General features: G+C 64.2%; 13 protein-coding genes and 1 pseudogene. 7 read left to right on the top strand and 7 right to left on the bottom strand.

The features are described from left to right. The 6 genes from ABI213_RS15825 to ABI213_RS15800 form a co-directional block, all read left to right on the top strand. On the top strand, positions 1 to 730 hold a 730-nt coding region (locus tag ABI213_RS15825; RefSeq protein WP_348027773.1), incomplete at its 5' end, for a transporter substrate-binding protein. Between the two features lie 284 nt (positions 731 to 1014). Further along, positions 1015 to 2589, top strand: a complete 1575-nt coding sequence (gene urtB, locus ABI213_RS15820; protein WP_348005949.1) for an urea ABC transporter permease subunit UrtB — start codon at positions 1015 to 1017, stop codon at positions 2587 to 2589. Beyond that, the gene (gene urtC, locus ABI213_RS15815; protein ID WP_348027771.1) at positions 2586 to 3689 is read left to right on the top strand and encodes an urea ABC transporter permease subunit UrtC; all 1104 of its coding nucleotides are present in this window, start codon (positions 2586 to 2588) and stop codon (positions 3687 to 3689) included. The genes urtB and urtC overlap by 4 nt, the downstream gene beginning before the upstream one ends. Beyond that, positions 3686 to 4561, top strand: a complete 876-nt coding sequence (gene urtD, locus ABI213_RS15810; RefSeq protein WP_348005947.1) for an urea ABC transporter ATP-binding protein UrtD — start codon at positions 3686 to 3688, stop codon at positions 4559 to 4561. The genes urtC and urtD overlap by 4 nt, the downstream gene beginning before the upstream one ends. Positions 4562 to 4729: 168 nt before the next feature. After that, the gene (gene urtE / locus ABI213_RS15805; protein ID WP_348005644.1) at positions 4730 to 5422 is read left to right on the top strand and encodes an urea ABC transporter ATP-binding subunit UrtE; all 693 of its coding nucleotides are present in this window, start codon (positions 4730 to 4732) and stop codon (positions 5420 to 5422) included. A gap of 112 nt (positions 5423 to 5534) precedes the next feature. Beyond that, complete coding sequence (locus ABI213_RS15800) at positions 5535 to 6932, top strand: HDOD domain-containing protein (RefSeq protein WP_348027769.1); 1398 nt, start codon at positions 5535 to 5537, stop codon at positions 6930 to 6932. Positions 6933 to 6993: 61 nt separating this feature from the next. Here ABI213_RS15800 and fahA read toward each other — a convergent pair whose 3' ends face one another. The 7 genes from fahA to ABI213_RS15765 all read right to left on the bottom strand — a co-directional run bounded on the left by fahA (position 6994) and on the right by ABI213_RS15765 (position 15107). After that, complete coding sequence (gene fahA, locus ABI213_RS15795) at positions 6994 to 8295, bottom strand: fumarylacetoacetase (RefSeq protein ID WP_348005646.1); 1302 nt, start codon at positions 8293 to 8295, stop codon at positions 6994 to 6996. Positions 8296 to 8324: 29 nt separating this feature from the next. Continuing rightward, the gene (locus ABI213_RS15790) at positions 8325 to 9467 is read right to left on the bottom strand and encodes a porin (RefSeq protein ID WP_348027767.1); all 1143 of its coding nucleotides are present in this window, start codon (positions 9465 to 9467) and stop codon (positions 8325 to 8327) included. 136 nt (positions 9468 to 9603) lie between these two features. Further along, positions 9604 to 10401, bottom strand: a complete 798-nt coding sequence (locus tag ABI213_RS15785) for a cyclase family protein (RefSeq protein ID WP_348005648.1) — start codon at positions 10399 to 10401, stop codon at positions 9604 to 9606. Between the two features lie 8 nt (positions 10402 to 10409). Then, the gene (locus ABI213_RS15780) at positions 10410 to 11117 is read right to left on the bottom strand and encodes a TetR family transcriptional regulator (protein ID WP_348005649.1); all 708 of its coding nucleotides are present in this window, start codon (positions 11115 to 11117) and stop codon (positions 10410 to 10412) included. A gap of 122 nt (positions 11118 to 11239) precedes the next feature. Then, positions 11240 to 12472 (bottom strand): 3-(3-hydroxy-phenyl)propionate transporter MhpT, encoded by a 1233-nt coding sequence (gene mhpT / locus ABI213_RS15775; protein ID WP_348005650.1) that lies wholly within the window; start codon positions 12470 to 12472, stop codon positions 11240 to 11242. Between the two features lie 292 nt (positions 12473 to 12764). Continuing rightward, positions 12765 to 13652: an EamA family transporter gene (locus tag ABI213_RS15770; protein WP_348005684.1), complete on the bottom strand. Its 888-nt coding sequence runs from the start codon at positions 13650 to 13652 to the stop codon at positions 12765 to 12767. A gap of 84 nt (positions 13653 to 13736) precedes the next feature. Then, a complete protein-coding gene (locus ABI213_RS15765; RefSeq protein ID WP_348027765.1) occupies positions 13737 to 15107 on the bottom strand; it encodes a cytochrome P450 in 1371 nt (456 codons plus the stop codon). Between the two features lie 90 nt (positions 15108 to 15197). Here ABI213_RS15765 and ABI213_RS15760 point away from each other — a divergent pair. After that, positions 15198 to 15756, top strand: a pseudogene (locus ABI213_RS15760) (AraC family transcriptional regulator); the annotation flags it as partial.

Genomic DNA, 15756 nt, shown 5'->3' with positions numbered 1-15756 from the left:
TCCCCGCACCACCAACAAGATCCTGCGCGCTTACCTCAAGAGCAAGGGTGTGGCTGACAAAGACATCGACGAGAAGTACACCCCGTTTGGCCACAGCGATTACCAAACCATCGTGGCCGACATCAAGAAGTTCTCTGCCGGTGGCAAGACCGCCGTGGTGTCCACCATCAATGGTGACTCCAACGTACCGTTCTACAAAGAACTGGGCAACGCCGGCTTGAAGGCCAAGGACGTGCCAGTCGTCGCATTCAGCGTGGGTGAAGAAGAGCTGCGCGGTGTGGACACCAAGCCGCTGGTGGGCCACCTGGCTGCCTGGAACTACTTCATGTCCATCAAGAGCCCGGCCAACACCGAGTTCATCAAGAAGTGGTCGGCCTACGCCAAGGCCAAGAACCTGCCTGGTGCCGACAAGCCTTTGACCAACGACCCGATGGAAGCCACCTACATCGGTATCAACATGTGGGCCCAGGCCGTGAAGAAAGCCAACAGCACCGACACCGACAAGGTGATCGCTGCCATGGCTGGCCAAAAGTTCAACGCACCCTCGGGCATCGTGTCTGAAATGGATGCCAAGAACCACCACCTGCACAAGTCGGTGTTCATCGGCGAAATCAAGGCCGACGGCCAGTTCAACGTGGTGTGGAAGACACCTGGTCCGGTCAAGGCCGTGCCATGGAGCCCGTACATCGAAGGCAACGCTGGCAAGCCTGACGAACCCGTGAAGAAGTAACACCCCCAGTCTTCAGCGCTTCGCGTCTTTCGCCAACCCCCTTGCAGGGGGCGATACCAGCAGCCCGGCGAAGCCGGTTCTGCGGTATCTCTGGAAGAAGAGGGGGCGCTGTGGCCTTGAGGTTGAGGTGCTTCGTTTGACGTTCAGCGGGCACTTCCTTGTTTTTTCTCTGGGCGCCTCTTGCTTTGGGCGAGAGGCGCTTTTTTTCGGCAGGTGTGGCCTGCTGGAACATTATTTGCATTCCGATCTGGTACCGCTTCCATGCTCAACCAACAGGCCGCCCCATGTTGATTCGACGACTACTCTTTGCTGCTACGCTTTTAGTAGCTGGTCACGCTTATGCACTGAGCGCTGGCGAGGTAAAAGGCTTGGCAATTGGCGAAACCGAGGCGCGCATTGATGCCTTGAACAAAGCCGTGGTCAGTGCCGACGACAAGACCGTGGCCTTCATCCAGGCTCTCTCGGACGACCAGGTCAAAACCCTGGGCGACAAGGTCTTTTTGCTGCAGGGCGACAAGGCGGTAGACCCGTTGACGGGGGCCGACGTGGCGCTGCCGCCCGATGCCGAAGACATCATCAACAACAACCAAATGCGCGGCGAGTTGGACAACGCACTGGCCGCCCTGAAGCTGTTCTCCAAAGACGACAAGGTGCGCGCCGCCTCGGTCAAAACCCTGCTGGCCGAACCCGACGAGAGCAAGCTGGTGCTGGTGGAAAAGGCCTTTGCCGCCGAAACTGTGCCCGCCATCAAAGACCAGTTGGGCCTGCTGCGCGGAGCTCTGCTGCTCAATAGCACCGACAAGGCCCACCGTCTGGAAGCGGCCAAAACCCTGGCCGACAGTGGCAACCCCAGCACCAAGACCGTGCTGCTGGCGCGCCTGACGACCGAGACCGATGCCGATGTGAAGGTGGCCTTGAGCGCCGCCCTGGTCAAGGTCGAAGCCTCGCTGGCCTGGGGCGACAAACTGGGCGCGATTTTCAGCGGCATCAGCCTGGGCTCGATCCTGTTGCTGGTGGCCCTGGGCCTGGCCATCACCTACGGGTTGATGGGCGTGATCAACATGGCCCACGGCGAGCTGATGATGATCGGTGCCTACGCCACCTATGTGGTGCAAACCCTGTTCATCAAATACCTGCCGGGTGCCTTTGACTGGTATCTGCTGGCTGCCGTGCCGGTGTCCTTCCTGGCATCGGCCCTGGTGGGCGCGGCGCTGGAACGCAGCGTGCTGCGCTTTTTGTATGGCCGTCCGCTGGAAACGCTGTTGGCCACCTGGGGTATCAGCCTGATGCTGCAGCAGGGCGTGCGCAGCCTGTTTGGCGCGCAAAACGTCGGTGTGGAAAACCCGGTGTGGATGAGCGGCGGCCTGCAGGTGATGGCCAATCTGTCGCTGCCCTACAACCGGCTGGTGATCATCGCGTTTGCGGTGGCCGTGCTGCTGGGCGTGGGCTGGTTGATTGGAAAAACCCGCCTGGGCCTGTTTGTGCGCGGGGTCACGCAAAACCGTCCCATCGCCTCGTGCATGGGGGTCAACACCGCCCGTATCGACACCTACGCCTTTGCGCTGGGCTCGGGCATTGCCGGGCTGGCCGGATGCGCCTTGAGCCAGGTCGGCAACGTGGGGCCTGATCTGGGCCAGGGCTACATCGTGGATGCGTTCATGGTGGTGGTGCTGGGCGGCGTGGGCCAGCTAGCGGGCACCGTCTACGCTGCCATGGGCCTGGGTATTTTGAACAAGTTTCTGGAGGGCTGGACCGGTGCCGTGCTGGCCAAGATCGCGGTGCTGGTGCTGATCATCATCTTCATCCAGAAGCGCCCGCAAGGAATTTTCGCCATGAAGGGCCGGAGTGCAGAAGCATGAGCCAAGTTAAATTACCTACCAAGGGTCCCTTGCTGACCCGCACCGGCTGGAGCAGCTTCATCGTGGCGCTGATCGTGGTCTGCGCCGTGGCACCGCTGCTGAACCTGGTGGTGCCCGCCGACAGCATCTGGCACATGAGCGACTACGCCATCGGCCTGGTCGGCAAGATCATGTGCTACGCCATCGCCGCCCTGGCCATGGACCTGATCTGGGGCTACACCGGCATTTTGAGCCTGGGCCACGGCATGTTTTTCGCGCTGGGTGGCTATGCCATGGGCATGTACCTGATGCGCCAGATTGGCCGCGACGGCAACTACAAAAGCGACCTGCCGGACTTCATGGTCTTCTTGTCGTGGAAAGAGCTGCCTTGGCACTGGGCGCTGAGCGGCAGCTTTGGGGCCACGCTGTTTCTGGTGGTGTTTGCCCCGGGGCTGGTAGCGCTGATTTTTGGCTTCTTTGCCTTTCGCTCACGCATCAAAGGCGTGTATTTTTCCATCATCACCCAGGCCATGACCTTTGTGGCGATGCTGCTGTTTTTCCGCAACGAAACCGGCTTTGGTGGCAACAACGGCTTTACCGATTTCAAGCGCATCATGGGCATGCCCATGGCCACCACCTCGATGCGCATGGTCTTGTTTGTGCTGACGGGGCTGACGCTGCTGGGCTTTTTTCTGTTTGCCAAATGGCTGGTCGGCAGCAAGTATGGCCGCGTGCTGCAGGCCATCCGCGATGCCGAAACACGGGTCATGTTCTCGGGCTATTCACCGCTGGGCTACAAGCTCAGCATCTGGGTCATCTCTGCCGTGATGTGCGGTGTGGCCGGGGCGCTGTACGTCACCCAGGTGGGCATCATCAACCCCAGCGAAATGAGCCCGGCCAACTCCATCGAGATCGCCGTGTGGGCGGCCGTGGGCGGACGTGCCACGCTGATCGGGCCGATCCTGGGTGCCTTCATCGTCAACGGCGCCAAGAGCTGGCTTACGGTGGCCTACCCCGAATTTTGGCTGTACTTTTTGGGTGCCTTGTTTATTGCGGTGACCTTGTTCCTCCCTGATGGCGTGGTGGGTTTGGTGAAGAAGTTGAAGGGAGCGAAAGCATGACCCCCGATCTGATGGAAGAGGGCGCGCGCCGCCTGGAGGCCAAAGACCCCGCCTTTGTTTCGGGTAACACCGAGTCCGGTGGCCGCGAAGCCGGTTTCTCGCGGGTGCATACGCCCGGCGAGGTGGACGTGTCCCATGGCCGCATCCTGTACCTGGAAGACGTGCATGTGAGCTTTGACGGCTTCAAAGCCATCAACGGTTTGAGCCTGGACATTGCGCCCGGCGAGCTGCGCTGCATCATCGGCCCCAACGGTGCGGGCAAGACCACCATGATGGACATCATCACGGGCAAGACCCGGCCCAATTCGGGCACCGTGTTTTTCGGCAGCACCATCGACTTGCTGCGCCACAACGAGCCGCAAATCGCCCAGCTGGGCATTGGCCGCAAGTTCCAAAAGCCCACGGTGTTCGAGCAGCTCAGCGTGTTTGAAAACCTGGAGCTGGCGCTGAAGATGAACAAGAGCGTCAAGTCGTCGATGCTGCACAAACTCGATTCAGCCCAGAGCGACAAGCTGGCCGAGATGCTGGTCACCATCCATTTGGCCGACAGCGTGACCCGCCAGGCCGGCAATCTGAGCCACGGGCAAAAGCAATGGCTAGAGATCGGCATGCTGCTGATGCAAGACCCCAAACTACTGCTGCTCGACGAACCCGTGGCCGGCATGACCGATGAGGAAACGGCCCGCACGGCAGAGCTGTTCTTGACGCTCAAAGGCAAGCATTCCCTGATGGTGGTGGAGCACGATATGAGCTTCATCAAAACCATCTCGGAGATCGTCACCGTGCTGTGCGACGGTTCCGTGCTGGCGCAAGGCACGCTGGACCAGGTGCAATCGGATGAACGGGTAATTGAGGTGTACCTTGGCCGGTAAAGCCGCTGCTCTCGCCAATAGTGCCAATAGGGGGCAGACCCCCATTGCGCGCAAGCTGCTGGCGGGCCAAAAACCGTGCTGTCCGCATTGGGGTTCTGACCCCTATTGGTGCTATTGGCGGGTTGACGTTAGCGGCCTGCTCTCCATCTTCAACCAGACCCATTCACCATGCTAAACGTCAAAAACATCAACCAGTATTACGGCGGCTCCCACATCCTGCGCGATGTCAGCCTGCAATGCACCAAAGGCAAGGTCACCGTGCTGCTGGGCCGCAATGGCGTGGGCAAAACCACGTTGCTCAAGTCGCTGATGGGCTTAGTGCCGATCAAGACCGGCACGATTGAGCTGGACGGCAAACCCATCCAGGGCTTCACGCCCTACGAACGCGCCCGCGCCGGGGTCGGCTTTGTGCCGCAAGGCCGCGAAATCTTCGCCCGCCTCACGGTGGAAGAAAACCTGCGCATGGGCCTGGCTTATAAAAGCGCCAGCACGCCGATTCCCGCCGAGCTGTTCACGCTGTTCCCCGTCCTCAAGCAAATGATCAACCGCCGCGGCGGCGATTTGTCCGGCGGGCAGCAACAGCAGTTGGCCATCGCCCGCGCGCTGGCCGCTGGCCCCAAGCTGCTGATCCTGGACGAGCCCACCGAAGGCATCCAGCCCAGCATCATCAAAGACATCGGCCGCGTCATCCGCATGCTGGCCGACCGCGGCGATATGGCGATTTTGCTGGTGGAGCAGTACTACGACTTCGCCCAGGAACTGGCCGACGACTACCTGGTCATGGAGCGCGGCGAGTTCATCGCCCGCGGCCTGGGCAAGGACATGGAAGCCAACGGCGTGCGCAATCTGGTGGCGATTTAAGGACCCGCTCGCACCGCATGAGAAAGTAACAAATTCCTACAACTTGGGGCAGAAGGCGATAAAGTGAGGGCTATCGCACACCAGATGCTTTACCCGACAAAGTTCCAAGCCCATGACCTCTTTTTTCCATCGCGTACTGTCCAAGCTGTCTGGTAGCACACCGGCTCCTGTTCCCCAGCCCACCGTTCGCAGCACGCGTCCCCAGCCGGTCGCCAGCAAGCCGCTGGTTGCTGTGGCTCCGGCCCCGGCGACCCCTCCACCGCGCCCTACGTCTGTCGCCTTGGCGGCGCGGCGGCCTTTGATCGGGGCCAGCGGAAAGGTGGAGGGCTTTGAGTTTCGTATCGACGACATGGCTCTGCAGTTGCTGGCGATGCGGGCCGACCCGGTCGCGCAGGCGGCCCACGTGGCAGCGGTGCTGGTCGCAGCGCGGCTAGTGGCCATGGACGGGCGCATCGGCCTGGCACGCCTGCCTGCTGCCTGGCTGGCACTGGCGGGAGTACCAAGAAATGATGCGGGCACGGTGATTGGGGTGGAGTTTGATGCGTCCGGGCCGCCGTTGTCGTCCGAGGTGATGTTCGGCGTGGCGGCCAAAGTGGCGGAGTTTCGTGCGGTGGGTGCCAAGCTGGCCTGGGGGGCTGGGCAGTCCATGGGTTCCAACCCCGACTTTTTGCTGGTCCGGCCTGGCACGCCCGAAGCGGTGACCGGGCTCATCGCCGCCGTCAAGGCACCGCCTGCGGGCTTGGCGAATATTCCCTTTATTGCCACCGACATGGCCTGCGTAGAAGACATGGAGCGCGCCCTGCAAGGCGGCGTGCACCTGGCCAGCGGCAGCCTGACCGCTACCACTATGGCGGCCACCCTGGCCAAGGCCGGGCCGCTGGCACCCGAAGTGGGCCGCGTGGCGCTGCTGATCAGCAAGCTGGCGGCCGGGGCCGAAACAGCCGACATTGTGGGCGACATCAAGGGCGACATCGGCGTGTCGGTGCGACTGCTGCAGCGCATGAACAGCGCCAGCTACGCGCACCTGGGCGGTATTTCCAGCATCGACCAGGCGGTTATGCTGCTGGGCCGCAACGACCTGCACCGCTGGCTGTCGCTGATGCTGATGCAGTTCGCGGGCAGCCGCCAGCTGTCGTCGGCGCTGCAAGAGGTGGCGCTGTGGCGCGCGCGGCTGGTCGAGCTGCTGGCCGTGGAGCGCGGCGAATCCGAGCCGGGCCGCTTCTTCACCCTGGGTTTGGCCTCGAAGCTGGGCCTGATTCTGAAAATGGCCCCGACCGACGTGGTGTCCACCCTGAGCCTGCCCCCCGAGGGCGCGCAAGCCCTGCTGTCGGAATCCGGTCCCTGGTTTGTCTACCTGCGTACCGCGCAGGACGTAGAAAACCAGACTGCCAGCGAAGCCAGCGCTGCCGCCGACGGCTTCACCAGCGCCGTCCGCGTGCTGGAGTTGTCCAGCCAGGCCTGGGCCTGGGCGGCCGAAAACACCGTGCGTGCGGCAGTACCGACGGCTTGATTCAAATTACTCTTGATTTGATAGCTGCCAGCGCAGGTTCAATATGCGCTAGAGCCTGTTTTTATAGATAAATGGCAGGCCGCGCCGGAACGATCTGGCCATGGCATTCGCCAAAGCCTATGCGTGCAAAGCCCGCCCGTTCGCAGACTCCACGCAGCAGTACGCTGTCGCCATCCTGCAAATAGCCGCGCTGCACACCGCTGGGCAGGGTCAACAGGTTCTGCCCGCCCCGCGTCAACTCCAGCAGGCAGCCTTCTTCCCCCGGCTGCGGCCCCGACTGGGTGCCCGTACCCAGCAGGTCGCCGGGCAGCAGCGCGCAGCCATTGCTGGTGTGCTGCGCCAGCATGTGGGCCACCGACCAGTAGGCATGCCGGTAGCTGGTGTGCGACAGGCGGGTGGCGTGCACTTCGCCCTGCGGGGTCAGCCAGGCTTCCAGTTGGATGTCGAATGCCTGCACCTGCTGCGATTGCAGATAGGGCAGCGCAGGCGGATCGGTAGCCTCGCGCGGCAGCGGTACACGGAATGGTGCCAAGGCCTCCAGTGTGACGATCCATGGGGACACGCTGGTCAGGAAATTTTTGGCCATGAACGGCCCCAGCGGCATGGATTCCCAGGCCTGTACATCGCGCGCCGACCAGTCGTTCAGCAGACACAGGCCGAAGGCATGGTCTTCTGCGTCGTCGAGGGCGATGGACGTGCCTTGCGGATTGCCGGGGCCGACGAAGATGCCCAGCTCGACCTCGTAGTCCAGCCCTTGCGTCGGTCCGAAGCGGGGCGCGGCGGCCTCCGGGGCCCGGGTTTGGCCGTGTGGGCGGGCCACGGCGGTGCCGCTGATGGCGACCGTAGAGGCGCGGCCGTGGTAGCCGATGGGCAGCCATTTGAAGTTGGGCAGCAGCGCATTCTGCGGCTGGAAGATGCGCCCGGCGTTCAGCGCGTGGTGCTGCGAGGTGAAGAAGTCGGTGTAGTCGCCGATGCCTGCCGACACCGCATATTCGGCATCTACCTGGGCCACCAGGCAGGCTTGCAGCTGGGCGGCCTCGGGCGCACCGTCGCGCAGCAGCCGCGACAGGGCCAGCCGCAGTGCGGACCAGGCGCTAGGGCCCAGTGCCATCAGGCCGTTGAGGGTGCTGGCGCAGGCGGTCTGGGCAGCCTCGGCGGCCAGGCTGCTGAACACGCCCAGCGCATAGGCCGCTGCCATGTCGAGGATGGTGTCGCCAATGGCTACGCCGCCACGCCAGGCCTCCTGGCTACCACTGCGGCGGAACACGCAGTAGGGCAGGTTTTGCAGTGGGAAATCGGTGCCGGGCTGCTGTGCCGACAAGACCCAGCTGCGCAGGCCAGGGTCGTGGGTTTCGTTGAGCATGGGGAGCCTTGTCAGGTGTAGGGGGGGGGTTAAAAACGGTGGCGTATGCCGACACCAAAACTGGTGCCGCTGGCATCGATGACGCTGAAAGGCGCGGGCAGCGTGTGTGTGCGGGTGCTGTCGCGCATCAGCATGGCGTAGATGTCGGTGCGTTTGGACAGGTTGTGGTCGTAGCCCAGGGTCAAGATCTTGCGCTCCACATTGCCCCCGGCCAGGGTGGCGGGCACGGGGCCCACCGTGTCTCCGGTAGACCGTACGCCGTATCCGGCCAACAGGCGGCCCGCGCCTACAGGCACGGCGGCGCTCAGATCCCACACGCGGTAGCCGATGTCCAGTGGCACGGCGGCGGTGCCCTTGTTCTGGATGTGGCCCACGTGGCCGTAGACCTTGACCACGTCGAAATCGTACGAAGCCATCAGCTGCCAGGCGGTGGTGTCGTTGGTGGTGGTGCCATCGGCAAAGGTCTGCGGGTCTTTCTTCACGCTTTGCCATACCAGCGAGGTGGCCAACGGGCCCTGGCCGTAGCCTATGCGTACCGCGCTGTTGCCACCGCCCTGGTTCTCGGACAGGGAGCGGGCGACGGTGGCCGACGCGCCGCCCCAAGTGGGTGTGTCATACACCACCGAATTTGTCCAGCTGGTGCCGCCCCCCAGCACGCCACCGGTAAAGGTCAGCAGGGGCAGTGGGCCGAAGGTCATGGAGTCGCCAAAGGCGTTGGAGCTGATGCTGGTCAGGAACAGCTGCGAAATGATGTTGCCCATGCGCACGCGGCCCCAGCGGGGGCTGGACAGGCCGACCCAGGCGGCGCGTGAAAAGAACGGGTCGGCCGCCACATTCACCGGGGCAGGTACGGCGTCGCTGCGGCCACTGGCACCGGTATCGCTGCGGAAGAAGGCCGACAGTTCGAAGGATGCCGTCAGCCCGTCGCCCAGGCTTTCGTTGCCGCGCAGGCCCCAGTGGCTGGTGGACATGCCCCCGCCTTCGAGCTTGCTGGCGGTTTGGCTTTGTGCGTTGACGCCGCTGATGGTGCCGGCAAACCGGCCGACCACGTTGTCCACCAGGCCGTAGATCTGCACGCCCTCGCTCTGGGCGGGTTGGGCCTGGACTGAGCTTGCGCACAAAAAAAGTGCAGCCATGGCGCATGGGGCCAGCGGGGATAGTTTGGAATGCATGGTTTGTCTCCTCTTTGGGGGTGGTGTGGGTTGTGGCAAGGCGTGTTCGTCCCCGGCGCAGTCGGCAAGCGACTGTTCCTGTGCTGGGGTGGCGGTGGAATCAGAGCGGGCGCGGGCGCCCGGCGGCCTTAGGGGCTCATGGCGCGCTGGCCTGCAGTGCGGCGTCGAAGATGGCGACGGCACGGGTCCAACCGGCCGAGGCAGCGCGCACCTTGACCGGGAAGCAACTGATGTAGAAGCCGTGCGGCGGCAGGGCCGACAAGTTGTGCAGCTTCTCCAGGTGGCAATAGCCGATCTCGCGTCCGGCCTTATGGCCTTCCCAGATCAGGCCGGGGTTCTGGGTTTCTGCATAGCGCTTGGCGGTTTGTGGAAACGGCGCGTCCCAGCTCCAGGCGTCGGTGCCGGTCAGGCGTACGCCGCGCTCCAACAGGTACAGCGTGGCCTCGCGGCCCATGCCGCAGCCTGCGCGGGTGTAGCCCGGTGAGCCGTAGGCGGCCTCGGCCCGGGTGTTGATGACCACGATGTCCAGCGGCTGCAGCGTGTGGGCTATGCGGGCCAGCTCGGCCTCCACGTCCGTAGCCTGTACCACATAGCCATCGGGGAAGTGCCGGAAGTCCAGCTTCACACCCGGCTGGAAGCACCAGTTCAGGTCTACCTCGTCGATGGTGATGGCGCGCTGGCCACCGTCCATGGTCGAGGCGTAGTGCCAGGGTGCGTCCAGGTGGGTGCCGTTGTGGGTGTTCAGTTGCACGTCTTCTACCGCCCAGGCCTCGCCATCGGGCATGTCTTCCTTTTGCAAGCCGGGGAAGAACTGCGCCAGGTCGGGGTAGCTGGTCTGGTGGTCGATGTACTGGATCTTCGGGCCCAGACCCGGCGGGTCGGAGGGCACGTCGTTTTCCAGGTGCATGGAGATGTCGATGAAGCGGCGGGCCATGGGTGTCCTTAGTGGGTAGGGGCTTCGCAGGCGCTGCGCAAGCCGCCGGTGATAAAGCGCACCAGCAGCGGGCCGGTGGTGTCGAAGTCGCCGGGCTGGTTCTGGCCCAGCGACAGGCGTTCGATGCGCTGGTCGTTCACGTGGTGCAGCAGCGCGCCCAGCGCAAACTGGTAGCACCAGGCGGCCTGGCCGCGCGTGGCCTGGGGCAGGGCGGCGGTGATCGCGTCGATGAAGGCATGGGCCAGCGGGTCGAACAGCTCGCGGATCACCGGCTCGTCTTCGGCCAGATGGTCGTTCATGCCGCGCGACAGGATGCGCAGAAAGTTGTGTCCCGCAGGCTGCGCCGCCACCTTCAGCACCGGCAGCACAAAGGCCTTGACGATTTCTTCCAGCAACTGGCCCGGCGCAGCATCTCGCTGCGCAGATGCCAGCGACTCCAGCCGTTCGCCGATGTAGCCAGCACGCTCGCGGAAGATGGTGTGGTACAGCCCCAGCTTGGGGCCGTAGTAGTAGCCCACCAGGGCCAGCGGCACACCGGCTTCTTCGGCGATGTCGCGGATCGACACGCCGTGGAAACCGCGTACGGCAAACAGCTGTTCGGCGGCCAGCAAGATGTTTTGCTGGCGGTTCGGCGCAAGGGCGCTTTCGCCGGGCTCGGCAGCGGCTTGTCTGCGCGTGGCTGGGGTGCTGCGGGGCGTGGATTTTGGGTTTGGCATGGCTGGAGTGGTAGTTGGTTCTGGATCTATGTTCGCCACGTGGTTGGGCGCACTTGTTTGCTATGTTATTGGTAGCTATCTACGCAGGTTGAATGCGCGCTGGAGGGCGTTTTTCTTTAAATTTAGCTGCGCAGTATTTGCTGTGCACGCATCAGCGCCATGGCGGCCAGGGCTGCGACCACGATGCCCGGCGATGAAGCGGCCATTACGCCGCCCAGGCCCATGCCCGCGGCCAGCACCTGTCCGGCGATCAAGGGGCCGCTGATGGCACCCAACCGGCCCACGGTGATGGAGGCGCCGACCCCGGTCGCCCGGATGGACGTGGGGTACAGCGTGGGTGCCATGGCGTACAGCACCAGCTGGCCGCCCAGCGTACAAAAGCCTGCGCCCAGCCCGGCCAGCAACATCATGCTGAAGCTGTCCGACAGGCCCAACCCGGCCAGCGACAACAGCATGCCTGCATAAATGCAGATGGCGGTGAACATGCGGCCCTTGGAATCCATCAGCCGCCCCACCATCAGGGAGCCTGCCGCACCACCGAAGTTGAACAACAGCTGCACCATGCCCGCATCGGCCCGGCTGAAACCCTTGCCCTGCAACAGCGAGGGCAGCCAGTTCAGCAGCATGTAGAGCACCGTCAGCACAAAGAAGCTGGCCAGCCACAGCAGCAGGGTGGACTTCCACAGGCCAGACTGGAACAGACCCGCCACGCCTTCGCTGGCAACCGGGCGTGTGGCAGCACTGGCCGTTTGGTGGCGGTTCAGGTAAGCCCGTGATTCCGGCAGCAGCACGACCAGCAGAAAAGCAATCAGGATGGGCAATGCGCCCCCCACATAGAACAGACCGCGCCAGCCGCCGCCCACGTTCACCATGCCCAGCACCGCCGCCACCGCGCCGCCCAGCGGAATCCCGGCATAGGTCACGCTTACCGCTACGCCCCGGTGGTGTTCATCCGCCGCTTCGGACGACAGGGCAATCAGAATCGGCAACGCTGCACCCAGGCCCAGGCCGGTCATGAAGCGTGCGGCCAGCAGGCTGTGGTAGTCCCACACATGGGCGGTGGCCAGCGAGAACAGGCCAAACAACAGCACCGAGCCGATCAACACCTTCTTGCGCCCGATGCGGTCGGCCAGCCAACCGCCAAACAAGGCACTGGGTAGCAAGCCGACCAGGCCGGCGCTGAACATACCGCCCATTTGCGGCGGCAGCAGTTTGAACTCGGCACCGATGCCAGCGGCGGCGATCCCGGCGGACTGCAGGTCCAGGCCCTCCAGCAGGGCGACGATGAAGCAGAGAAACAGGGTCAGGAATTTGCGGTTGCCGACGGGACCGGTACTGGCGTGTGGGGCGGGCATGGTTTGTCTCCTTTATTGTCGAATGGGGTGCTGGCGCTGAACGGCGTGCCATGCGGGTGTGCGCATCCGGGATGCGGCATGGTTGAAATTGTACGTTCGTACAACAAAAATTGAACACTCGTACAAACACCAATACACAAGCGCTGCCAAATTGTGTTGTACGGTCGTACAAATTCTCCGTGAGGGCTAGCCGCGTTGTGCGATGGGTGCTTGCATGCCGTGGTTGGCAGAAGCCGGTGGGCTCTCCGTCGCGGCCCAGCTGGCCGTGAAACTTGCTTAGATCGTGAACACGTTATGAGCTGCTTCGCGGCAGCACCGATGGCCGTAAACGCGGCCACAGCAGGTTCAGCACCAGCCCCAGCATCACCAGCGCCGCTGCCACCAGCTTCCACGCGGGTAGCGTTTCACCCAGCCAAAAGGCCGATGCGCCCATGCCAAATACCGGCACCAGCAAGGCCGTGGGCGTGATGGTGGCGGCCGGGTGGCGGGCCAGCAGCCAGCCCCAGGCGGCGTAGCCAAACAGGCTGTTGCCCCAGGCCTGCCAGGCCAGCGCCAGCCAGCTGGGCAGATCGGCCTGGGTCAGGCTGGTGCGCCAGGCATCGGCGCCTTCAAACACCAGCGATAGCAGCAGCAAAGGCGGCACGGCAAACGCACTGGACCACACCACGTAGGCCAGCATGTCCACCTTGCCCGCCTGCCGCGAAGCGGTGTTGCCACCGGCCCACGACAGCGCTGCGCCCACCACCATCGCCAGCCCCAATGGCGTGGTGCTGCCGTCGGTGTGCAGCACGATCACCGCAATGCCCGCCACCGCCAGCAACAGCGCGCACCACTGGAAAGCCTGCACCCGCTCGTGCGTGGTGCGCATGGCCAGGCCAATGGTAAAAAACACCTGCACCTGCACCACCAGTGAAGCCAGCCCCGGCGAAATATGCCCCTGCATCGCCAAGTACAGCAGGCCAAATTGCCCCACGCCAATCAACAGCCCGTAGGCCGCCAGATTGCCCCACGATGCCGCCGGGCGCGGCACAAACAGCACCGCAGGCAGCAGCGCCAGCGCAAACCGCAAAGCCGCCAGAAACAGCGGCGGGAAGTGCACCAGCGCCACCTTGATGACCACAAAGTTGCTGCCCCACACGGCCACCACGGCCAGGGCTAAAAGAAAGTGGCGCAGGGGCAGGGTAGTGGGCATGGGTGAAAACTATGGTTTTGATAGCTGCTCGCGCAGGTGGAATCTGCGCTGGAGCATTATTTTTTATAAATTCTATCTGCGCAGCAACTGGAGCCGCATGCCATCCGCGGGGCGCAGGGTGACGTTCAACGCGGGCCGCGCTGCCGCGGTGTCCGTGGGGGCCAGGCTAAAGCGCTGCAACACCATGGCCGCCACCAGCGCCATTTCGGTGCTGGCAAACAGGTTGCCAATACAGACCCGGGGCCCGGCACCAAACGGCAGATAGGCCCCGCGCGTCTGGCTGGCCTGGCCCGCGTCTGAAAAGCGTTCGGGGTCAAAGCGCTCGGGTTCGGCAAACCAGCGTGCGTCGTGCTGCAGTACCCAGGGCGTGATGCGCACCAGTGCGCCCTGGGGCAGCTGCCAGGGGCCTATCTGCACCGGGCGCAGGGCGCGGCGGCTGATCAGCGAGGCGGCGGGCGGGTACAGGCGCAGGGTTTCCTTCAGCGTCTGGGCCAGGTAGGGCAGGGCGGGTAAATCGGCGTAGGTGGGTGAGCGCCCGCCCAGCACCTGGTCTACCTCGTGTTGCGCGCGTTGGGCGCAGGCGGGGTGGGTGGCCATGGTGTGGCCCCACCAGGTGAGGGCCGCGGCGGTGGTTTCGTGCCCGGCCAGGAAGATGGTCATGCACTGGTCGCGCACTTCGGTATCGGTCAGGGCCGCGCCGTCGCCGTTGGCATCGGCATCGTCGCGCGCGGCCAGCAGCATGCCTAGCAGGTCGTCCTGCTCACCGCTGGCAGCCTGGCGGCGCTGGCGGATGTGCCGCCAGACCAGCGTGTCCAGCGTTTGCCGGGCGTGTCGGATGGCGCGTTTGTGCGGCAGCCAGTCGGGCAGGCTGGCGGGCCAGAAAAAGGCTTCCATGCCCGCCTGGCCTACCACCTGCACCGCCTGCTCGGCAGCCAGCGCTTCGGCGCGCCCATGCGCATCTACGGCCTGGCTGAACAGCGTGCGCAGCACCACGTCCATGGTCAGCTGGGTCACCAGGTGTTCAAAATCCACGGTTTGGGTGGGTTGTGGTGGTACGGCATCCAGCGCTTGCGCCGCGGCGGCCACCATGTGCTGCGCGTAGCCGCCCATGCGCTTGGGGCCAAAACCGGGCTGCAGCATGCGGCGCTGGCGCTGCCAGGTGGTCCCCTCGGTCACCAGCACGCTTTGGCCGTGCACCTCGGCAAACACCTGGGTGCCGCGCTCCCAGCGGATGAAGCTGTGCGTGGGGTCCAGCAGCACCTCGCGTACCCAGTCGGGGTGGAAGAACTCAAACGTCTGCTCCCGCACGATGCGGAAATACACCGCATCGCCGTAGCGGGCGTGCATCTGCTGGGCCAGCCCCAGGTAGTCGTGGCGCATCTGGCGCAGCAGGGGCAGGCCGAAAAATCGGTCGGGTGGGCCGGGTGGCAAGGTGGTGGACATGGAGGGACGATGGGTGCAGAGAAAATCCGACTGTGTCCGATCCCGCAGGCGGTGTATGGAAGGATTCCGACAGCGTTCTACACTGTGCCGATGACTGCTGCGCTTCCCACCGCCACCCTGATCGCCCCCAGCCTGGCCCTGGCATCGTGTGTGCGTGCCTACATTGGGCGCAGCACCTTGGGGGCTACTTTGCAGCCGCTGGAGCGCCTGAACTATTTTCCGGCTTCGCCCCTGTGCGGCATCTCGTGGTTCACCCACGGCGAGGCCGAGTTGCTGCCTGCCGAAGACGATGGCACGCCCCCGCAGCGCCTGGCCCGCATGGCCTTCCATGGCCCGTTCACCCGGCCCACGGTGACGCGCAACCCCGGTCCGGCGCAGGGTTTCATGCTGCTCTTGCTGCCCGATGCCTTGCACGCGCTGACGGGGCTGGATGTGGCGGCCTTGGTCAACCGCATGGAGGTGCTCGACCAGGTGCTGGATGCCGAATGGGGCGCCATGGCGCAGACGGTGTTGCACGCACCCGATGATGCCGCGCGGGTGCGGCTGATTGAGGCCTTTTTGCTGCCGCGCTGGCAAAGCGCCCGTACGCGGGGCGCCGTGCCGGTGCGGCATGTCCAGGACTGGGCCCAGGTGCTGGCGCTGCGGGCCC

It is taken from the genome of Rhodoferax sp. (assembly GCF_039922535.1).
Taxonomy (GTDB): Bacteria; Pseudomonadota; Gammaproteobacteria; order Burkholderiales; family Burkholderiaceae_C; genus Rhodoferax_B.
Note: the sequence above shows the minus strand (reverse complement) of the source record. Positions and strands in the feature narration are given on the sequence as shown.